The 19,769-nt window shown below is 71.1% G+C and carries 17 protein-coding genes; 10 read left to right on the top strand and 7 right to left on the bottom strand.

Annotated elements, in window-relative coordinates; all coding sequences use genetic code 11:
• Positions 1-69: 69 nt before the first annotated feature.
• Entirely contained in the window at positions 70-1,122 is a 1,053-nt protein-coding gene (locus ACFV9W_RS31000; protein ID WP_385767495.1) for an Lrp/AsnC family transcriptional regulator, read from the top strand.
• 11 nt (positions 1,123-1,133) lie between these two features.
• On the opposite strand, the gene ACFV9W_RS30995 is transcribed toward ACFV9W_RS31000, so the two are convergent.
• The 3 genes from ACFV9W_RS30995 to ACFV9W_RS30985 all read right to left on the bottom strand — a co-directional run bounded on the left by ACFV9W_RS30995 (position 1,134) and on the right by ACFV9W_RS30985 (position 3,650).
• Positions 1,134-1,907 (bottom strand): amino acid ABC transporter ATP-binding protein, encoded by a 774-nt coding sequence (locus ACFV9W_RS30995; protein WP_385767553.1) that lies wholly within the window; start codon positions 1,905-1,907, stop codon positions 1,134-1,136.
• Positions 1,908-1,968: 61 nt separating this feature from the next.
• Positions 1,969-2,757 carry an amino acid ABC transporter permease gene (locus ACFV9W_RS30990; RefSeq protein ID WP_385767551.1) on the bottom strand — a complete coding sequence of 263 codons (789 nt, stop codon included), beginning with the start codon at positions 2,755-2,757 and terminating at the stop codon, positions 1,969-1,971.
• Positions 2,758-2,819: 62 nt separating this feature from the next.
• A complete protein-coding gene (locus tag ACFV9W_RS30985) occupies positions 2,820-3,650 on the bottom strand; it encodes a transporter substrate-binding domain-containing protein (RefSeq protein ID WP_385767492.1) in 831 nt (276 codons plus the stop codon).
• 220 nt (positions 3,651-3,870) lie between these two features.
• Between ACFV9W_RS30985 and ACFV9W_RS30980 the strand changes: the two genes are divergently transcribed.
• The 4 genes from ACFV9W_RS30980 to ACFV9W_RS30965 all read left to right on the top strand — a co-directional run bounded on the left by ACFV9W_RS30980 (position 3,871) and on the right by ACFV9W_RS30965 (position 7,511).
• Positions 3,871-4,770 carry a LysR substrate-binding domain-containing protein gene (locus ACFV9W_RS30980; RefSeq protein ID WP_385767490.1) on the top strand — a complete coding sequence of 300 codons (900 nt, stop codon included), beginning with the start codon at positions 3,871-3,873 and terminating at the stop codon, positions 4,768-4,770.
• Between the two features lie 36 nt (positions 4,771-4,806).
• Positions 4,807-5,250, top strand: a complete 444-nt coding sequence (locus ACFV9W_RS30975; protein ID WP_385767487.1) for an RrF2 family transcriptional regulator — start codon at positions 4,807-4,809, stop codon at positions 5,248-5,250.
• A gap of 110 nt (positions 5,251-5,360) precedes the next feature.
• Positions 5,361-6,557, top strand: a complete 1,197-nt coding sequence (locus ACFV9W_RS30970) for a globin domain-containing protein (RefSeq protein WP_385767484.1) — start codon at positions 5,361-5,363, stop codon at positions 6,555-6,557.
• 126 nt (positions 6,558-6,683) lie between these two features.
• A complete protein-coding gene (locus ACFV9W_RS30965) occupies positions 6,684-7,511 on the top strand; it encodes a transporter substrate-binding domain-containing protein (RefSeq protein WP_385767481.1) in 828 nt (275 codons plus the stop codon).
• Between the two features lie 3 nt (positions 7,512-7,514).
• Here the strand turns inward: ACFV9W_RS30965 and ACFV9W_RS30960 are convergent, their stop codons facing one another.
• Entirely contained in the window at positions 7,515-9,095 is a 1,581-nt protein-coding gene (locus tag ACFV9W_RS30960) for a M81 family metallopeptidase (protein WP_385767478.1), read from the bottom strand.
• Complete coding sequence (locus ACFV9W_RS30955; protein ID WP_385767475.1) at positions 9,092-10,279, bottom strand: ROK family protein; 1,188 nt, start codon at positions 10,277-10,279, stop codon at positions 9,092-9,094. Before ACFV9W_RS30955 ends, ACFV9W_RS30960 begins: the two co-directional genes overlap by 4 nt.
• Before the next feature lie 227 nt (positions 10,280-10,506).
• Here ACFV9W_RS30955 and ACFV9W_RS30950 point away from each other — a divergent pair, with 227 nt between their 5' ends.
• From ACFV9W_RS30950 to ACFV9W_RS30930, 5 genes are all read left to right on the top strand, one after another.
• The gene (locus ACFV9W_RS30950; protein ID WP_385767472.1) at positions 10,507-12,366 is read left to right on the top strand and encodes a peptide ABC transporter substrate-binding protein; all 1,860 of its coding nucleotides are present in this window, start codon (positions 10,507-10,509) and stop codon (positions 12,364-12,366) included.
• Positions 12,363-13,313 (top strand): ABC transporter permease, encoded by a 951-nt coding sequence (locus ACFV9W_RS30945; RefSeq protein WP_385767469.1) that lies wholly within the window; start codon positions 12,363-12,365, stop codon positions 13,311-13,313. Before ACFV9W_RS30950 ends, ACFV9W_RS30945 begins: the two co-directional genes overlap by 4 nt.
• A complete protein-coding gene (locus ACFV9W_RS30940; protein WP_385767466.1) occupies positions 13,310-14,215 on the top strand; it encodes an ABC transporter permease in 906 nt (301 codons plus the stop codon). The genes ACFV9W_RS30945 and ACFV9W_RS30940 overlap by 4 nt, the downstream gene beginning before the upstream one ends.
• A gap of 47 nt (positions 14,216-14,262) precedes the next feature.
• The gene (locus ACFV9W_RS30935; protein WP_385767548.1) at positions 14,263-16,299 is read left to right on the top strand and encodes a dipeptide ABC transporter ATP-binding protein; all 2,037 of its coding nucleotides are present in this window, start codon (positions 14,263-14,265) and stop codon (positions 16,297-16,299) included.
• Positions 16,300-16,389: 90 nt separating this feature from the next.
• A complete protein-coding gene (locus tag ACFV9W_RS30930) occupies positions 16,390-17,496 on the top strand; it encodes a WD40/YVTN/BNR-like repeat-containing protein (RefSeq protein ID WP_385767463.1) in 1,107 nt (368 codons plus the stop codon).
• An 83-nt stretch (positions 17,497-17,579) separates the two neighbouring features.
• Here the strand turns inward: ACFV9W_RS30930 and ACFV9W_RS30925 are convergent, their stop codons facing one another.
• On the bottom strand, positions 17,580-18,482 hold the full coding sequence (locus ACFV9W_RS30925; protein ID WP_385767460.1) for a Gfo/Idh/MocA family protein: 903 nt from the start codon (positions 18,480-18,482) through the stop codon (positions 17,580-17,582).
• Positions 18,479-19,735 (bottom strand): ROK family protein, encoded by a 1,257-nt coding sequence (locus ACFV9W_RS30920; protein ID WP_385767458.1) that lies wholly within the window; start codon positions 19,733-19,735, stop codon positions 18,479-18,481. The genes ACFV9W_RS30925 and ACFV9W_RS30920 overlap by 4 nt, the downstream gene beginning before the upstream one ends.
• Between the last annotated feature and the right edge of the window lie 34 nt (positions 19,736-19,769).

Below are 19,769 nucleotides of genomic sequence, written 5' to 3'. Positions count from 1 at the left end.
CCGCGCTACCCATGGTTACGCTGTATGGAAATTACGTGTGGCATATGCGCGGATTCAACAAGGAGAACCGTGAGAACAGGCGAATTCGCCGTTTCGGAGGCGGATCTGACGCTGATCCATGCACTGCAGCTCGCGCCGCGCGCCAGCTGGGCCCAGCTGGCGGAGGGGATCGGCCACTCGGCGGGCACCCTCGCCCGGCACTGGGCGCGGCTGACGGAGGCGGGCATCGCGTGGAGCGGCGTCCTGCCGGGCGCCGTGCTCGGCGGCGGCACGAGCCTGTGCTCCGCGTGGATCCAGGTGCGCTGCACGGCGGGCAGTATCGCGGCGACCGCCGCCGAACTCGCCCGCGATCCGGGCACGTTGTGCGTGGTGCATCTGGCGGGCGCGGCCGATCTGCTGGTCTTCCACACCTGTTACGACACCACGGCCCTCGACCGCTATCTGGGCGAGCGCCTGCACGCGCTCCCCGGCGTCCGGGCCACCCGCGCCGATCTGGTCACCACCATGCACGGGCCGGTCTCCCCGCTCCACCTCCGCCAGCTCGGCCCTGACCTGCGCAGGAAGGTGGCCTCGCTCGCCCCGCACGTCTCGTCCGGCGGTGTGTCACCGGATCGGATGCCGGACGCCACCGACCGCGCCCTGCTGCACGCCATGGCCGGTGACGCCCGGCTCGGCGCGACGGCCCTCGCCAAGGCCTGCGGGCTCAGCGAGGCGACGGCACGGCGCCGCGTCGACCGCCTCGAGAGCCACTCGGGCCTCCACTACGTGGTCAAGCTCGCGCCCCGGTTCACGCCCCGCCCGCTGCTCGGTTTCCTGTACCTGAGCGTGCCTCCGGAGCAGGTGGCCCAGACCGCTGCCGCGGTGCTGCGTCAGCGCGGCACCCGCAATGTGTCGTCCGTGACGGGCCCGCACAACCTCCTGGTGTGTGCCTGGCTCCGCTCCCCCGCCCAGCTCGCGGAGTACGCCGAGCGGTTGACCCGCGCGGTGCCCTCGGTCCGGGTCACCGAGACGACCATGGCCCTGCGCATCAAGAAGCTGGGCGCACAGGTTCTGGGTCCCGACGGGACGCGGGAACGCCTTGTGACGCCGGACCTGTGGGGAACGGGCCCGCTCGCCGGATGAATCCGGCGCGGCTACTTCCCCGGCTCCGCGTCCGCGGGCGGCGCGTCCCCCGGGTTGACGACCCGCGCGAGGAACGAACGGGTGCGCTCGTGGCGGGGGTTGCCGAGCACCTCGTCAGGGGTGCCCTCCTCGACGACGACGCCGCCGTCCATGAACACGACGCGGTCCGCGACCTCGCGGGCGAAGCCCATCTCGTGGGTGACCACCATCATCGTCATGCCCTCGTCGGCGAGCGAGCGCATCACGCCGAGCACATCGCCGACGAGCTCCGGGTCGAGCGCGCTGGTCGGTTCGTCGAACAGCATCAGCTCCGGCCCCATCGACAGGGCGCGGGCGATGGCGACGCGCTGCTGCTGGCCGCCGGAGAGCTGCGAGGGATAGCTGGTCTCCTTCTCCGCGAGGCCGACCCGTTCGAGGTTGGCGCGCCCCGTCCGCTCCGCCTGCGCCCGGTCCCGTCCGAGGACCCGGCGCTGCGCGATGGTGAGGTTCTCCAGGACGTTCAGGTGCGGGAAGAGGTTGAACTGCTGGAAGACCATGCCGATCCGGCGGCGTACCCGGTCGATGTCGAGGTCCGGGTCGGTGAGGTCGGCGCCCGCCACCACCACCCGCCCGGACGTGGGCTCCTCCAGCAGGTTGGTGCAGCGCAGCAGGGTGGACTTGCCGGACCCGGACGGGCCGATGACACACACCACCTCGCCGTGCGCGACGGTGAAGTCGATGCCGCGCAGCACCTCCAGGTCGCCGAACGACTTGTGCAGTCCCTGGATCTCGATGGCCGCGGTCATGCCTGTGTCCTCGTCCTCGGTGCCGTTCGGTGCGTCCTTGGTGTCAGGTGTCATCCCCCGCTCACCTGGCCTTCGCGTGCCGCGCCTCGAGGCGGCGCACCAGATAGCCGAGGGGGACGGTGACCAGGAGATAGCACAGGCCCGCGACGAAGATGGGGGTGCTGTTGGCGGTCTCGCCGGCCAGGTCGCGGCCGAACTTGGTGAGTTCGCGGGTCTGCAGTGAGACACCGAGGAACAGGACCAGCGAGGAGTCCTTGAAGAGCAGGACCAGTTCGTTGGTGAGCGGCGGCACGATGATGCGGAAGGCCTGCGGGATCACGATGGAGCGCATCGCCAGGGTCCGCGACATGCCGAGCGTGCGGGCGGCCTCCATCTGTCCGCGGGGCACGGCCTGGATGCCGGCCCTGATCGTCTCGGCCATGTACGCCGCGGCGACCAGGCCGAGCGCGATGGCCACCTGCCCGTAGACACCACCGGGCAGGGCGGTGCCGGGGAAGGCGAGCGGCACGCCGACGCCGATGAAGATGAAGATCAGCAGGGCGGGCAGGCCGCGGAAGAACTCGATGTAGATGGAGGCGAGCCACCGGTAGGGGGCCACCGAGGACAGCCGCATCAGGGCGATGACCAGGCCGAGCACGAGGCCGACGCCGAACCCGGTGAGCGTGTAGATCACCGTGTTGACCAGCGCGGTCGTGATCAGGTCCGGGAACATCCGGCGGGCCACGGACGGGTCGAGGAACTGGTGCTGGAGCTGCCCCCAGTCGGCGAGCGTCGCGGCGAGCACCACGGCGACGACGAGCACCGCGTACTGGACGGCCTGCGTCACCTTGCGCCTGCGGCGCGGCGACATGCGCTTGCGGGGCGTGGCCTCCCTCCCCGAACCGCCGTCCACCGAAGGCGACTTCACGGAACTCACTGGTCGGCGCCCTTCGGCATCGGGCCGATCCACTGCTCGTACAGCTTCTTGTACGTGCCGTCCTTCTTGGCCTCGCCGATCGCCTTGTTGACGGCGGCGAGCAGCTTCGGGTTGCCGCCCTTCTTCACGGCGAAGCCGTACTCCTCGCCGGTCGGGACGGTGCCGAGGAGGGTGAACTTGTCCTTGACCGCGGAGTCCTTGAGCCAGTTCTGGACGACCGGGTAGTCCTGGACGATGACGTCGACCTGGCCGGTGCGCAGCCCGTTCAGTTCGGCGTCGGAGCTCTCGAAGGACTGGGAGTCGACACCCTTCTTGTGGGCCAGGTCCTCGCCGGTGGTGGCGGCCTGGGAGCCCAGCTTCAGCTTGCCGCCCTTGACGTCGTCGAGGGTCTTCGCGTCGACCCCCTTTCGGGCGAGCAGCGCCTGGTCGGCGTCGAAGTAGGGGTCGGAGAAGTCGAGGTTCTGCTTGCGCTCGGGCGTGATGGTCATGCCGGCCGCGGCGACGTCGCACAGGCCCGCGTTGAGGTCGGCGCCCGTCTTGATGGTCTCGAAGGACTTGTCGATGATGTCCTGCTTCACCCCGAGCTGCTTCGCCACGAGGTCCATCAGGGAGACGTCGAAGCCGACGACCTTGCCGTTCTTCTCCGACTGGAAGGGCGCGTACGGCAGGTGCGTGCAGGTGGTCAGCTTGCCCTTGTGGACCAGCTTCACCCCGCCCTCGGTCGTCGTGACATCGGCGCTCTTGCTGCACGAGGTCGTCAGGGCCACGAGGCAGGCCGCGACGGCGAGCGGGACACAGCGGCGGGCGAGGCGTGCGGTTGAGGTCACGGTGCTTCCCTGGGACGTGGAGGGGCGGGGCCGGCGAGGCGCGGCACGGGCGGCCGAGAGCACGTCGGTCCGGGGTGCGGGACCGGCACTGACCTCGGAAAACATGGGGTTCGGTCACACTGACGCACGGGCGCGGCAAGGTCCACATCAGATTTCTTTGGCCACCCCAAGAAACGCTTTCCGATCTTGACTTGCGGGATGAACTCCATAGCTTGTACGCATGTTTGACTCGCGGCACATCCAGACGTTCGCCGAGGTCGTGCGCACGGGCTCCTACGCGGCGACGGCGCGGGACCTCGGATACACACAGCCCGCCATCAGCCAGCAGATGAAGGCCCTCGAACGCGCCGCGGGCACACCGCTGTTCGTCCGGGCGGGGCGCGGGCTGCGGCTCACGGACGCCGGGCGGCTGCTCGCCCGGCACGCCACGGGCATCCTCAGCTCCATCGAGACGGCGCACGGCCAGCTGAAGGCGATCACGCGTCTGGAGTCGGGGCGCGTGCGCGTCTGCGCCTTCCCGGCCGCGAACGCCACCCTGCTCCCGGCGACCGTCGCCCGCCTCGCCGCCTCCCATCCGGGCATCCGCGTCGAACTCCTTGAGGAGGAGCCGCCCGACTCCCTGCGTGCGCTGCGCGAGGGGCGCTGCGATCTGGCGCTCGCCCACTCCCTTGGCGACGACGAGGAGGGGGTGATCCAGGTCCCGTTGCTCGACGACCCGCTGCTGGCGCTGTTCCCGGCCGGTCACGCTCTCGCCGGGAGCGGCCGCGTGGGCCTTGAGGAGCTGGCAGCGGAGCGCTGGATAGCCGGGTGCCGGCGCTGCCGCGGCCATTTCCTCGCCGCTTGCGCGCGGGCGGGCTTCGCGCCGGACATCGCCTTCACCACCGACGACACCCTCGCCGTGCAGGTCCTGGTGGCCGCCGGGGCGGGCATCGCGCTGGTGCCCGGGACGGCACTGCCGCTCCTGCGGCACACCGAGGTCGTGGCCCGGCCACTCACCCCGGCACTCGGCCGCCGGGTGTCGGCCTTCGTCCTCGCAGGGCACGAGACGGCGCCCGTCACCGCGCTGCTGCTGCGGACGCTGAGCGAGGCGGCGAAGGACCTGGAGCCGGCCGCTGTTTAATTTGCCTTTCAAATGCAACATTAATAACCTGCGTCCATGCGGTTGACGCGATTCACGGATCTGGCCCTGCGCGTGCTGATGCGCCTCGCGGTCGAGGAGGGCGAGCTGCCCACCACCCGCGAGGTCGCGGGCGCCATGGAGGTGCCGTACACGCACACCGCGAAGGTCGTCGCCAAGCTCCAGCACATGGGACTCGTGGAGGCGCGACGCGGCCGGGGCGGCGGACTCGCGCTCACCGGCTCCGGGCGGGCCGCCTCCATCGGCACCCTCGTGCGCGAACTCGAGGGGCCGGGGGACGTCGTGGAGTGCGAGGGGACGACCCCCTGCCCGCTGCGTTCGGCCTGCCGCCTGCGCGGAGCGCTGCGCGAGGCGCAGGAGGCGTTCTTCGCGACGCTCGACCCGCTGAGCCTCGCCGACCTCGTCAAGGCCCCGACAGGACCGCTGCTGGTGGCCCTGTCGCCACCTGCCGGGACGGGCTGACCCAGCAGCACCACGAAGACCGGGCGACCGCCCGAGACTCACCCCGTCAGGGCGGGAAACACCCGCGCCCTTAAATATGAATCTGAGAGTCAGATTAAGGAGTCCCGCCGATGCTCACCGACCAGTCGGCCGCCGTCGTCCGCGCCACCCTCCCCGCCGTGGGCGCCGCCATCGAGGACATCACCGGCCTCTTCTACGAGAAGCTGTTCGCGGCCCACCCCGAGCTGCTGCGCGACCTGTTCAACCGCGGCAACCAGGCGGCCGGCACCCAGCGTCAGGCTCTCGCCGGTTCGATCGCCGCGTTCGCCGGACACCTCGTGAGCCACCCGGACGACCGGCCCGACGCGATGCTGGCCCGCATCGCGCACAAGCACGCCTCCCTCGGGGTGCGCGCCGAGCAGTACCCGGTCGTGCACCGGCACCTCTTCGAGGCCATCGCCGAGGTGCTCGGCGACGCGGTCACCCCTCAGGTCGCCGCCGCCTGGGACGAGGTGTACTGGCTGATGGCGAACGCCCTCATCGCGATCGAGAAGCGGCTCTACGCGGAGCAGGGCGCGGTCGACGGCGACGTCTGGCGGGAGTGGGAGGTGGTGTCCCGCGCCGAGGAGACGCCCGACGTCGCGTCCTTCCTGCTGCGCCCGGCCGACGGCGCCCCCGCGCCCGCGTTCAGGGCGGGCCAGTACGTGTCCGTGCAGGTCGACCTCCCGGACGGGGCACGGCAGATACGCCAGTACAGCCTGACCGGGGCGCCCGCCGCCACGGGCCGTTCCATCGCCGTGAAGCGGGTCGCGGGCGACGCCTCGACGCCCGACGGCGAGGTGTCGAACCACCTGCACGCGCGCGTGCGTGAGGGCGACCGGTTGCGGGTCTCGGCGCCATACGGCGACCTCGTCCTGACCGCCGACGAGGCGCCCCTGCTGCTCGCCTCGGCCGGCATCGGCTGCACTCCGATCCTCGCCATGCTGGAGGACCTGGTGGCCGCCCGGCACGCGGGCCCGGTCACCGTCGTGCACGCCGACCGCTCCCCCGCCACCCACGCGCTGCGCACCGAGCACGCGGCCCTCGCCGCCAAACTCCCCGAGGGTGCCGCCCACTTCTGGTACGAGGAGGGGGCTCCGGCGGGCGGGCACACGGGCCTCGCCGATCTCGCGGAGGTGCCCGTCGCGCCCGGCACGCGCGCGTACCTGTGCGGTCCGCTGCCCTTCATGCGCGCGATGCGCGCGCAGTTGCTGGCCAAGGGGGTGGCCCCGGCCGACATCCACTACGAGGTGTTCGGCCCGGACCTGTGGCTGGCCGCGGCGGCGTAGCGCAACGGGGTGGTGTCCGCGGCCCTTCCGAGCCGTGGACACCGCCTTCACCGGTGTGAACTCTTCTGGCAGGGTGAGCCGCTGGACGATCCGTTCAGCCTGCAACCAAGTCGAGGAGTAGTCGCGATGAGCCGCCGCACGTCCAGACAACGTGTCGCCACCCTGTCCGCCCTGGTGTGTCTGCTCGGCCTGACCGCCGCCGCTCCCGCCGCGCCGTCGGCGGTGCACACGTCCGCCGGAAAGAAGGCGAGTCTGCTCGACTCGGTGCCGAAGTCCGGTGTGCTGCGCGTGTGCACGACCGGCGACTACAAGCCGTTCACGTATAAGGACCCGAAGGACGGTTCGTACAGCGGTATCGACATCGACATGGCGAAGGAGCTCGCCAAGAGCCTGGACGCGAAGGCCAAGTGGGTCGACACCACGTGGGCGAACATCGCCACGGACCTGTCGGCCGGGAAGTGCGACGTCGCCGTCGGCGGTGTCTCGATCACGCTGCCGCGCGCCCGACAGGTGTACTTCAGCGAGCCCACGCGCGAGGACGGCAAGACGCCGATCGTGCGGTGCGCGGACAAGGACAAGTACCAGACGCTCGAGGACATCGACCAGGCCGGGACGACGGTCGTCGTCAACCCCGGTGGCACGAACGAGCAGTTCGCCCGGGCGAACATCAAGAACGCCACCATCAAGGTCCACCCGGACAACCGCACGATCTTCGACGAGATCGTGGCGGGCCGGGCGGACGTGATGATGACGGACGCGAGCGAGACGCTCTACCAGTCCAAGCTCCACCCCGAGCTGTGTTCGGTCCACCCCGACAAGCCGTTCTCGTTCGCGGAGAAGGCCTACGCGACACCGCGCGGCGACCGCGACTTCCACGAGTACGTGGACCAGTTCGTGCATCTGGCGACGCACGACGGCACGTACGAGAAGTACGAGTCGGAGTGGCTGGACTGACGCCTACAGGAGGGTGGGCGTGAGGTCGGGGCCCGCCCCGGCCTCGTCCGCGTTCTCGTACGCGTCCTCGTCGAACGGGTACAGCGGGCGCTCCACCCGGTGGTGTCCCAGGCGCAGCAGGTCCTGGTCGACGCCGCCGGGGGTGAGCGCGAGCAGCCAGTCGGCGGCCATGTCGTGCAGCTCGGGCTCCAGGTAGCCGATCTTGACGACGACCACGTCGTACGTCCGCGGGTCGATGCCGAGGCCGCCCTCGGCCGGGCCCGTGAAGTCGGCGAGGGTGTGGAACGGCTTGCGGCGCTCGACGAGGATCACGGAGAGGCCGCCGACACGGACGGCGGCCATGTCGACGCCGCGGTCGTACGCCCCGCCCTCGGCGCGGTCCTTCTGGTCGGCGGCGCGCTGCAACGCCTCGACGGTGCCGGTGAGTTCGTACGGGCCGCCGTAGTTCGCGTCGACCTTGCCGCCGACGGAGAGCGTGACCTCGGCGCCGACCCCGGCCTCGAAGCAGGCCGCCACGGCGACCGGGTCCGTGATGCCGGGGTGGACCGCCGTGACCTTCCCCGTGCGGATCGCGTCGTTCTCCAGGAGCTTGCCCAGCATGTACGCGAGGTCGCCCGCGCCGCCCGCGGTCGGGTTGTCGCCGGAGTCGCTGATGAGGAAGGGCCGCCGGCCGGAGGCGACGGCCTTGTCGATGCACTCCTCGGCGCTGCCGGTCGGTCCGACGAACAGGAAGTCCTTGCGGGCGTCCCAGTAGCGGCGGGCCAGCGACTCGGCCTCCCGTGCAGCGAGTTCGGCGTCCTCGCCGGTGACGACGATGGCCGCCTTGCAGCGCGGCTCGTCCGCCCACGCGTAGCCGACCCACATCGCCGCGTCGAGGATGCCGTCCTTCCGCTCGATGTCGGCGAGCGAGGCGTACAGGGACTTGGCGGGCTCCAGGCGGGTGCTGGTCTTCTCGCCCGGCAGCAGGACCGGGACCTGCACCCAGGCGCGGTGCGGGCGGGCGCCCTCGCGCAGGCAGCGCACCAGGTTGCGGGCGGCGCGCTCGCGGGTGTCCCAGGCGTCCTCGTGTGGGGCGAGGCGGTGCGCGGTGAGCAGGTCGATCGGCTCGGCGAAGCGGCGCGAGACGTTGCCGTGCAGGTCCATCGCCGTGGAGATCATGGGACGGGTGCCGTCGGGCGTGCCCACGTGGTCGAGCGCCGCGCGGACCGCCTCCGTCAGATCGCCCTCGGCGTCGGTGAGGCCGATGACGCTCATGGCGCCGTGGATGTCGTAGACGAGTCCGTCGAGCGGGCCCGCCTCCCGTATCCGGGTGACGAGTTCGTTCTTGAGGATCAGGTACGACTCGGCCTCCACCGGGCCGCCGGGCAGCGACGTCGCGTGCAGCAGCGGCACCCACTCGACCAGCTCGGCGAGGTCCGAGTCGCCCTGCGTCCACGTGTAGCGGTCGAGGAGGTCCTGGCCGCGCGTCTGCCGGAAGTCGTCGGTGGTGGAGCGGTGCGGGCAGAACGTGGACGACTCGATGCCGATGCCGCCGATACCGATGCGCAGGCGGCGGCCGGTGACCGGGGTGGTGCTGCTCGTCATGCGTGGGCGCTCTCTTCCTTGAAGGCGGGGGCGGTGGACGACAAGTTCCGGTGCAGCGCCGTGAGGCCCGCGCCGAGCAGGCCCGCGTCGCGGCCCGCGGCCGTCGTGGTGATCTCCAGGTCGGCCGTGGCCATCGGCAGGCAGCGCTCGTAGAGCACGCCGCGGACGGCGGCGACCAGGGGTTCGGCGGTGGCGAGGACGCCGCCGATGGCGACGGCCCGCGGGTTGAAGAAGTTGACGACGACCGAGAGGACCGTGCCGATGTGCCGGCCCGCCGCGCGGACGAGGGTGGTGGCGACGGGGTCGCCGTCGGCGACGAGCTGAAGCAGCTCGGTGGTGTTCGCCACCTCGACGCCCCGCGCCGCGAGTTCGCGGATGAGGGCGGCGCCGCTCGCGACGGTCTCCAGGCAGCCGATGTTCCCGCAGGAGCAGGGCCGCTCGCCGGCCTCCTCCACGCGGACGTGACTGATGTCGCCCGCGCTGCCGTTGGCCCCGTCGTGCGGCCGGCCCGCGACGATGACGCCGCTGCCGATGCCGCGCCCCGCCTTCACGACGACCATGTGGTCCAGCTCGGGCCGGGAGGTGCGGTGCTCGCCGACCGCCATCATCGTCGCGTCGTTGGCGACGGTCACCGGCATGCCGAGCCGCTCGGCGAGGACGTCGCGCAGCGGGTAGCGGTGCCAGCCCGGCATCCGGGAGGGACTCAGCACGCGGCCGTCCGCCGGGTCCACGGGCCCGGGGAAGGAGACGCCGAGCGCGCGCACGGTGCGCCCCGACTCCCGCTGCTTCTCGGCGAGTTCGGCGACCTGGGCGCACAGCCAGTCGACGGCGGACTCGGGTCCCGCGGTGATGTCGTGCGGCAGGTCGACGGCGTCGTGCACGGCCGCGCCGAGATCGACGGCGCCGAGCCGCGCGTGCCGGCTGCCGAGGTCGGCTGCGAGCGCGACGCCGCCCTGCGCCTTGACCCGAAGGAGCCGCGGCCTGCGCCCGCCGCGCGAGGCGCCCTCGCCGGACTCGGTGAGCACGCCCTGGGCCACCAGCTCCTGCACGCGCAGCGAGACGGTGGAGGGCGCGAGGCCCAGTTCCCTGACGAGGTCGGCGCGGGAGGAGGCGGCTCCGGAGGAGACGAGCCGGAGTATGTGCTGGGCCGAACCCGGCTCGCCTTCGTTCGCGGTGTCCGCCATCAGGTCCCCCTGGAGACTTGCTTCGATACGTACTTACTTCGGTTTGTTCGTTCGAGGTCGGACCGAAGACTAACCACCACCGAACCAAGTCCGCCAGACCCACCGGTTTTTAAACTACTTTCCGAATGAACCTATTGACTTGCTTCGAACGGTCGACTTAGCGTTCGGGCGCCCCTCGTCGAATCCTCACACGGGGCTGGATCCCGTCCCCTTGGAGGCCCTTCGGCATGCGTTCCCTCAGGTCAAAGGCGTCCGCCGGGCTCGCCCTCGCGGCGGCGCTCGTGGCGCTCACCGGCTGTACGCACGAGGCCGGCCGCATCGCCATGGGCCGCACGGGCGGCACCCCCGTCGAGGGCGGCACGGCCACCATGGCCCTGCCACCCGCCGCCACCCCGAACTGGATCTTCCCGATCGGCGCCCCCGGCTACGGCGGCTCCTACAACTACGCGATCCAGTCCCAGCTCTACCTGCCCGTGTACGACGCCGTGCAGGAGAAGGGCGAGCTGGTCACGCACGGCCCGAGCACGCTCGGCCTGCAGCCGGAGTACAGCGACGGCAACAAGACGGTGACCGTGCCGCTGCGCAAGGGCGTCAAGTGGTCCGACGGCACCGAGGTGACCGGCCGCGACCTCGAGTTCTGGTTCAACCTCGTCAAGGCGAACAAAGCCGACTGGGGCGGCTACTCGGTCGGCAACATCCCGGACAACGTCAAGAAGTTCGAGCTCGTCGGCGACCACGCCGTACGGCTGCACCTCAAGCGCGCGTACAACCCGGACTGGTTCACGGCGAACCAGCTCTACTACATGCGCGCGCTGCCCCAGCACGCCTGGGACGCCAAGACGGACGGCGGTGAGGTCGGCGACTTCGACCGCACCACGAAGGGCGCCAAGGCGGTCTTCGCCCGGCTCACCCGGCACGCCAAGAGCCTCGGCTCGTACGGCACCGACCCGCTGTGGAAGACCGTCAACGGGCCCTGGAAGCTGGCCGGTTGGCGGGACAACGGGCAGGTGACGCTCGTCCCGAACGAGAAGTACACCGGACCGAAGTCGGAGCGCCCGCACCTCGACAAGGTCGTCTTCAAGCCGTTCACCACCGCCGACTCCGAGTACAACGTGCTGCGCTCCGGCGGCGTCGACTACGGCTACATCCCGCCGTCGGTGCTGGCGCAGAAGGAGAAGTTCGAGGCCAAGGGGTACCGCGTCGACCCGTGGGAGGGCTGGGCGGCCACCTACATCGTCTACAACTTCAACTCCACGCACGCGGGCCCGGAGATGAACCAGCTCTACATCCGGCAGGCGATGCAGCACCTCGTCGACCAGAAGGCGATGAGCGAGGTCATCTGGCAGGGCAGCGCGACCGCCACGCTCGGCCCGGTCCCGGTCACGCCGAAGAGCCAGTACCTGTCGAAGAAGATGGCGCACAACCAGTACCCGTTCTCCGTCTCCAGGGCGAAGTCGCTGCTGTCGGCGCACGGCTGGAAGACGGTCGACGGCACGGCGCGCTGCGTGCGGCCCGGCACGGGCGACGACGAGTGCGGCAAGGGCATCGGGAAGAACGACCCCCTTGAGCTGACCCTGCTCTCGCAGTCCGGCTCGACCGAGACGACGAACATGATGCAGGAGCTCAAGTCCTCGCTCAGCAAGGCCGGCATCGACCTCACCGTGCGCCAGCAGCCGCTCAACTCCGTGCTCGGCAACTCCGTTCCGTGCAAGGCGAAGGACCCCGGCTGCAGCTGGGACATGTCCTTCTTCGGCACCGCGGGCAGCTGGTACTACCCGCTCAACCCGAGCGGCGAGCAGCTCTTCTCCACCGGGGCCTCCTCCAACTTCGGCAACTACAGCGACGAGAAGGCCGACCGTCTCATCCGTGGTGTGCAGTACGCGCCCGACATGAAGGCCATCCATGAGTACGGCGAGTACCTGGCGGAGCAGCTGCCGGTGATGTGGATGCCGAACCCCGCCTACCAGGTGTCGGTGATCCGCAACGATCTGCGCGGCGTCGAGCAGAACCCGACGGTGACTTTCCAGCCGTCGCACTGGTACTTCGTCAAGGACTCCAAGAGCGTCAAGAAGGGAGCCGCGAAGTGACCGGCTTTCTGGTCAAGCGTTTCCTTCAGGCGCTCGTCGTCCTGTTCCTCGTCTCGATCATCGTCTTCACCCTGCTGCACCTGCTGCCGGGCGGCCCCGCCCGCGCGATCCTCGGCCCGAAGGGCACCCCGCAGCAGATCGAGCACTTCAACCATGTGCAGGGCTACGACCGTTCGCTGCCGACGCAGTACCTGATGTACCTCAAGCGGCTGGTGACGGGCGACCTCGGCGAGTCGTACAAGCTCAACTCGCCGGTGCTCGACCTGCTCGCGCAGCGCCTGCCGAAGACACTGCTGCTGACCCTCATGTCGACGGTCCTCGCGGTGATCATCGCGGTGCCGCTCGGCCTGCTCCAGGCGGTGCGGCGCGGCAAGGCGTCCGACTACGCGCTGACCGGGCTCGCGTTCCTGATGTACGCGACGCCCGTGTTCTTCCTCGGCCTCATCATGATCATCCTGTTCGCGCAGGTGCTGCCGATCTTCCCCGCGGAGGCTCCGCAGGGCGAGACGATCGGTGAACTGCTCGGCGAACTGCCCGGGTTGACCCTGCCGGTGGTGACCATGGCGTTCGGCATCGTCGCCATGTTCAGCCGCTACATGCGCTCGGCGGTCCTCGACAACCTCACCGAGGAATACGTGCGCACGGCCATGGCGAAGGGCCAGTCGAGCCGCCGGATCATGGTCAAGCACGTGCTGCGCAACGCCCTGATCCCGCTCGCCACCCTCCTCGGCCTCTACCTGCCGACCCTGTTCAGCGGCGCCCTCGTCGTCGAGTCGATGTTCAACTACCCCGGCATGGGGCTGCTGTTCTGGAACGCCGCGCAGGGCTCGGACTTCCCCGTCCTCCTCGGCGTGACCCTCGTCGTCGGCATCGCGACCGTCCTCGGCTCGCTGCTCACCGACGTCCTGTACGCCGTCCTCGACCCGCGGATCCGGAGCGTGTCATGACCACCACTGTGACGACCTCTGCCATACCCGGGCAGGAGGAGGCCGCGCAGGCCACTCCCTCGCTGGCCCGCCGCACCCTGCGCGTGTTCACGGGCAACAAGCTGGCCCTTGGCGGCGTGATCCTGCTCGTCCTGCTGCTGGCCTTCTGCTACCTGGGCCCGCTGCTCCACCCGACCGAGCAGGTCCACACGGACCTGACCCGGGCGAACCTCTCCCCCGGCACATCGGGGCATCTGCTCGGCACCACCGACCTCGGCTACGACATGGTGGGCCGGCTCATGGTCGCGGGGCAGACGTCCCTGGAGATCGGCCTCGCGGCCGGCCTCCTGGCGACCCTCTTCGGCACCGTGTACGGCGCCGTCGCCGGGTACTTCGGCGGCTGGGTCGACGCCACGATGATGCGGATCACCGACGCCGCGCTCGCCATCCCGGCGATGTTCCTCCTCGTGGTCGTCGCCGCGATCATCACGCCCAGCAAGGGCATCCTGATCCTCATCATCGCGGGCGTCGCCTGGCTCTCCCCCGCCCGCCTGGTGCGCGGCGAGGCGCTGTCGCTGCGCAACCGGGAGTACGTACAGGCGATGCGGATGATGGGCGGTGGCGGCGCCCGCGCGGTCTTCAAGCACATCGTCCCGAACGCCATCGGCACGGTCATCGTCAACTGCACGTTCCAGATCGCCGACGCCATCCTCTATGTCAGCTACCTGGCCTTCCTCGGCCTGTCGATCCCGCCGCCGTCCGCCGACTGGGGCTCGATGCTGTCCTCCGGCATCACCTACACGCAGAACGGCTACTGGTGGCTGATCTTCCCGCCGGGCATCGCCATCGTGCTGGTCGTCGCCGCGTTCAACTTCATCGGCGACGGACTGCGCGACGCGTTCGAGGTACGGCTGCGCAAGTGACGTACGAACCAAGGGATTTGACCGGCGAGAAGGGCCGCACCACGACCATGACGACTCCCCTGCTCCGCATCGAGGACCTCCGCGTCGACATCTCCACGCGCGACCGCACCGTGCACGCCCTCGACGGCGTCTCGCTCGACCTGGCGCCGGGCGAGGCCCTCGGCATCGTCGGCGAGTCCGGCTGCGGCAAGACGATGACCGCCCTGTCGGTCCTCGGCCTGCTGCCGCCCGGCGGCGAGGTGACCGGCGGGCGCATCCTGTTCGACGGCCAGGACCTGGCGGCGGCGCCCGACCCGGTCCTCCAGGACGTGCGCGGCAACACCATCGGCGTGGTGTTCCAGGACCCGCTGACCTCCCTGAACCCGACGATGACGATCGGCGCGCAGGTGGCGGAGCCGCTCCTGCTGCACCGCGACGTGTCCAAGAAGGAGGCGTGGGCGCGCGCCGAGGAGACGCTGCGCCTGGTCGGCATGCCGCAGCCGGCCGAGCGGATGAAGGCGTATCCGCACCAGCTGTCCGGCGGCATGCGCCAGCGCGTCGCCATCGCCATGGCACTGGTCTGCGAACCGAAACTCCTGATCGCGGACGAGCCGACGACCGCCCTGGACGTCACGACACAGCACCAGATCCTGGAGCTCATCGACGATCTGCGCGAGCGGCTCGGCATGGCGATGATCCTGGTCACCCACGACCTCGGCGTCATCGCGAACCGGGTCGACAAGGTGGCCGTGATGTACGCGGGCCAGGTGGCGGAGCAGTCGGACGTACGCGGCCTGTTCGCGCGCCCCCGGCACCGTTACACGGAGGCGCTGTTCGCGGCGCTGCCCGAGCGCGCGGCGGACAACGCGACGGAGCTGCACACCGTCCCCGGCCTGCCGCCGAGCCTGACGGTGCGGCCCACCGGGTGCCGGTTCGCGCCGCGCTGCCTGTTCGCGACGGACGACTGCCGCACCCTTGAGCCGTTCCTGGAGGAGGACGAGGTGCAGGGCGCGGAGCACCGGTTCGCGTGCTTCCACCCGGTGCCGCACGGGGCGCAGGCGGCGGACGCGGACGAGGTGATCGCGCCGCCCTCGATCCCCTCTCGGTCGACCCCCGGCGACGACGCACTGGTCGAACTCGACTCCCTGGTCAAGGAGTTCCCCCTCAAGGGCGGCCCGTTCTCCCGCAGCCGGGGCACGGTCAGCGCGGTCGGCGGGGTGTCGCTGAGCATCCGCCGGGGCGAGACGTTCGGCATGGTCGGCGAGTCGGGCTGCGGCAAGACGACGCTCGGCCGGATCGTGGCGGGCCTGGAGGAGCCGACGGCGGGCTCCGTACGGTTCGGGGGCCGGGACCGCGCCTCGCTGTCCCGCCCGGAACGCCGCGCGCACCGCCGCGACGTACAGCTGATGTTCCAGGACTCGACGGCGGCGATGGACCCGCGGATGCGGGTCGGCGAGATCCTGCGCGAGCCGCTCGTCATCCAGGGCGTCGGTGACAGGGCGGAGCAGGAGAAGCTGATCGGCGAACTCCTCGACGCGGTGGGCCTGCCGCGCGGCGCGGTGCACCGCTACCCGCACGAGTTCTCCGGCGGCCAGCGCCAACGCCTGGGACTGGCACGGGCATTGACGCTCTCCCCCGACCTGGTGGTGGCGGACGAGCCGGTGTCGGCGCTCGACGTGTCGGTGCAGGCGCAGATCCTGAACCTGATGCGGGAGCTGCAGCGCGAACGCGGCCTCACCTACCTGTTCATCTCGCACGACCTGGCGGTGGTCCGCTATCTCGCGGACACGGTCGGCGTGATGTACCTGGGCAAGCTGGTGGAGGTGGGCCCGGCGGAGCAGGTGTACGCACATCCGCTGCACCCGTACACGCGGGGCCTGCTCGACACGGTGAACGTGCCGGATCCGGAAGCGGGGTCCGCGGGAGCGCCGCTGACGGGCGAGACGCCGTCGGCGGCGAAGCCGCCGTCGGGCTGCCGGTTCCGCACGCGGTGTCCGGTCGCGCAGGAGGTCTGCGCGACGACGGAGCCGCCGGTGTCGACGCCGAACTCGGCGGGCCACCGGGTGGCGTGCCACTTCCCGCTGACGGTTCCGACACCGGCCTGACCTGCGGCGATGCGCCATGCGGGGGCCATTGTCAGTGGCGAGGTGCAGACTGACCGATACCTGGAGACAACGACGTTTCGGAGGTTCGGCATGACTGACGTACTACTGGCGGTAGGCACCCGCAAAGGCCTCTTTCTGGGCCGCAAGCGTGTGGGCGGCTCGGGGGCGGGCCCGGCTTCCTTCGAGTTCGACGAGAGCCCGTACTTCAACGCGCAGGCGGTGTACTCGGTCGCCATCGACACCCGCGGGGAGCGGACCCGGCTCCTCGCGGGCGGCGACAGCGCGCACTACGGGCCGTCCGTCTTCCACTCGGACGACCTGGGCCGCACCTGGACCGAGCCGCCCAAACCCGCGGTCAAGTTCCCCGAATTCACGGGCACTTCACTGGAGCGGGTCTGGCAGCTGCACCCCTCCGCCTCGGAACCCGACGTGGTGTACGCGGGCACGGAACCGGCGGCGCTGTACCGCTCGGAGGACCGCGGCGAGACGTTCGAGCTGTGCCGACCGCTGTGGGAGCACCCCACGCGGTCGCAGTGGGTGCCGGGCGGCGGCGGAGAGGGCCTGCACACGATCCTGACGGACGAGCGCGACCCGCGCGCGGTGACGGTGGCGGTGTCCACGGCCGGTGTCTTCCGCACGACGGACGGCGGGGCGAGCTGGTCCCCCGCGAACAACGGCGTGGCGGCGGTCTTCCTCCCCGACCCGAACCCCGAGTTCGGCCAGTGCGTGCACAAGGTGACGCGGGACGCGGCCGACCCGGACCGCCTCTACCTCCAGAACCACTGGGGCGTGTACCGCAGCGACGACGGCGGCAGCAAGTGGCTCGACATCGGCGAGGGCCTCCCCTCGACCTTCGGTTTCGCGGCTGCCGCACACCCGCACCGCGGCGACACCGCGTACATCTTCCCCATCACGGCGGACATCGACCGCGTCCCGGCCGACCACCGCTGTCGCGTCTACCGCACCCAGGACGCCGGCACGACCTGGGAACCCCTCACCCACGGCCTCCCCGCGGACGACCACTACGGCACGGTCCTGCGCGACGCCCTGTGCACGGACGACAACGACCCGGCGGGCGTCTACTTCGGCAACCGCAACGGCGAGGTGTTCGCGTCGGCGGACGACGGGGACACGTGGGAGCAGGTGGCGTCGCATCTGCCGGATGTGTTGTGTGTGCGGGCGGCGGTGGTGGGGTGAGGCATCCCTTTTAGCGGGGTGCCGGGGTTGCGGTCGCGGGGCTCTGCCCCGGGCCCCGCTGGCTCTCGTCCGACGGCGGGGCTCTATCTGTGCAGTCCTGCTTCGTCTGCCCGGTGCAGCAGGCGCTGGATGTGCAGTCCCCGACGCGCGTCCAGCTCACCGGAGACGCCCGCCCGCACCGACTCCGCGAACTCGCGCCGCAGGATCGGCCAGCATTCCTCGTGGTCGATGCCGGCCGTGTCGTAGATCAGTTCCGGGCCCGGGCCGAAGAGTTCGACGCGGGTGAGGGCGCGGTCGCGGGAGACGCTGCCGGACAGGGATGCCTGGCTCACCGCGCCGTTCTCGTGTTCGCAGGTCAGCTCGAGCCAGCGGCGGGAGTCGCCCGTGGCGCGGATCGAGGCGATCGGGCCCACCGCCGCGTCGAGGAGGTCGAGGAGGTGCGGGCCCAGGTCGTGGAGGGCGCCGTGTTCCAGGCGCCAGGATGTGGCGAAGTCGCCGCCCAGGAAGGCTCCGTGGAGGTAGCAGGAGCGGGCGCCCGTCACCTCGGTGCGGCGCGCCTGCTCGATGAAGCGGCGCGTCGTCGGGTGGTAGCGCTTCGTCAGGACGAGCTGGGAGACGACGCCCGCCTCGTCGATCGCGTCCACCAGGCGTTCCGCCGACGGCAGGTCGAGGGCCAGGGGCTTCTCCAGGAGCAGCGCCTTGCCGGCCTTCGCCGCCCTCGGCGCCAGCTCCGCCTGCACGGACGGCGGTACGGCGAAGGCGACGGCCTCGCAGTGGTCGAGGAGTTCGTCGAAGCTGTCCGCGACCGCCGCGCCGTAGGGTTCGGCCGTCTCGCGGGCCGCGTCCGGGCGGCGGGCCCAGACGGCGGTCAGCCGGGTCTCCGGGCCCGCGGCGAGCATCCGGGCGTGCATGGTGCGGGCCCAGGGCCCGGCGCCGACGAGTGCGACCCGGACGGGGGCGTGGGGCCATGCGGCGTTGTCTGTCACGGGGTTCCTTGCGGTTCTTCTCGTGCGGTTCGGGCGTCGTCGGATGTGGCGAGGGCGCGCAGGCGGGCGTCCGCGCGTTCGGGTGCGTAGAGGACGTCGACGACCATCGCCGCCGCGCCGATCAGGCCCGCATGGTCGCCGAGGCGGGAGGTGACGACGTCGAGGTGGGCGGTGGTGCGCGGCATCGCGCGCTGGTAGAGGAGTTCGCGCACGCCGGTGAGGAAGGGGATGCCGGCCAGGTCTCCGGCGAGCATCAGGACGCCCGGGTTGAGGAGGGTGACCACCGTGACCAGGACCTCACCTGCGCGCTGTCCGGCCTCGCGGGCGAGGCGGACCGCGTCGGGGTCGCCCTGTTCCAGGAGGGCCTTGACGTCGGCGCCGGTCGACACCTCCATGCCCTGGTTGGAGAGCTCCTTGGCGAGCGCGCGGCCGCTCGCCACCGCCGCGAGACAGCCGTAGGAGCCGCACATGCACAGGGCGTCGGGCCGGTCGTGCAGCCGGATGTGGCCGATGTCGCCGGCCCCGCCGTCGATACCGCGGAAGATCTCGTTGTTGACGACGACGCCCGCGCCGATGCCCGTGGACACCTTGATGAGGACGAAGGCGGCGCAGTCGGGGTGGCCCGCCTGCTGTTCGGCCAGGGCCATCAGGTTGGCGTCATTGTCGACGAAGACGGGGACCGTCCGGCCGGTCGAGTCCTCCATGGACGCGCCGACATGCTCGGCGTACGCCTCCCGCATCCGCTCCCTGACCGGGAAGCGGTCCCAGCCCGGCATGATCGGCGGCTGCACGATCCGGCCCGTCTCCCAGTCCACCGGGCCGGGGACCGACAGGCCGATGCCGCAGACCCGCTCCGCCGGGATGCCGGACGTGGCGAGGAGCTCGGGGAAGCAGCGGGCCAGTCGGTCGAGCACCCGGTCGGGGCCGTCGCCGATGTCCAGGTCGACGGTCTGCTCCGCGAGGACCGTGCCCCCGAGGTCGAGCACGGCCACGCGCGCGTACCGCGTCTCCAGGTCCACAGCGAGGACGGCCGCGTGCCCGGGGTCGAAGACGAGGCGGTGCGAGGGCCGCCCGCCGGTGGACGTGCCGGTGTCCTGGCGCAGCCAGCCCGCCCGGTCGAGTTCGTCGAGGCGGAGCCCCACCGTGGACCGGGACAGGCCGGTCGCGCGTTGCAGCTCGGCGCGGGTGGTGGCCTGGCCGCCGCGGATCAGCTGCAACAGCCGGCCCGCGCTCGCCGGACTTGGCGTGCTCATCGTCTTCTTCCCCCTGTTCACCTGGGTTGTCGCC

The sequence above is a fragment of the Streptomyces sp. NPDC059897 genome (genome assembly GCF_042730865.1).
In the GTDB taxonomy this organism is placed as follows: Bacteria; Actinomycetota; Actinomycetes; order Streptomycetales; family Streptomycetaceae; genus Streptomyces.
This window is presented reverse-complemented; position numbering and strand designations above follow the sequence as displayed.

Bases quoted from the DNA above. Each gene is read 5' to 3' on its own strand.
- ACFV9W_RS30995 (WP_385767553.1), bottom strand. From the start codon at position 1,907: ATGACCGCGGCCATCGAGATCCAGGGACTGCACAAGTCGTTCGGCGAC.
- ACFV9W_RS30990 (WP_385767551.1), bottom strand. From the start codon at position 2,757: ATGTCGCCGCGCCGCAGGCGCAAGGTGACGCAGGCCGTCCAGTACGCG.
- ACFV9W_RS30980 (WP_385767490.1), top strand. From the start codon at position 3,871: ATGTTTGACTCGCGGCACATCCAGACGTTCGCCGAGGTCGTGCGCACG.
- ACFV9W_RS30975 (WP_385767487.1), top strand. From the start codon at position 4,807: ATGCGGTTGACGCGATTCACGGATCTGGCCCTGCGCGTGCTGATGCGC.
- ACFV9W_RS30970 (WP_385767484.1), top strand. From the start codon at position 5,361: ATGCTCACCGACCAGTCGGCCGCCGTCGTCCGCGCCACCCTCCCCGCC.
- ACFV9W_RS30965 (WP_385767481.1), top strand. From the start codon at position 6,684: ATGAGCCGCCGCACGTCCAGACAACGTGTCGCCACCCTGTCCGCCCTG.
- ACFV9W_RS30960 (WP_385767478.1), bottom strand. From the start codon at position 9,095: ATGACGAGCAGCACCACCCCGGTCACCGGCCGCCGCCTGCGCATCGGT.
- ACFV9W_RS30955 (WP_385767475.1), bottom strand. From the start codon at position 10,279: ATGGCGGACACCGCGAACGAAGGCGAGCCGGGTTCGGCCCAGCACATA.
- ACFV9W_RS30950 (WP_385767472.1), top strand. From the start codon at position 10,507: ATGCGTTCCCTCAGGTCAAAGGCGTCCGCCGGGCTCGCCCTCGCGGCG.
- ACFV9W_RS30940 (WP_385767466.1), top strand. From the start codon at position 13,310: ATGACCACCACTGTGACGACCTCTGCCATACCCGGGCAGGAGGAGGCC.
- ACFV9W_RS30935 (WP_385767548.1), top strand. From the start codon at position 14,263: ATGACGACTCCCCTGCTCCGCATCGAGGACCTCCGCGTCGACATCTCC.
- ACFV9W_RS30930 (WP_385767463.1), top strand. From the start codon at position 16,390: ATGACTGACGTACTACTGGCGGTAGGCACCCGCAAAGGCCTCTTTCTG.
- ACFV9W_RS30920 (WP_385767458.1), bottom strand. From the start codon at position 19,735: ATGAGCACGCCAAGTCCGGCGAGCGCGGGCCGGCTGTTGCAGCTGATC.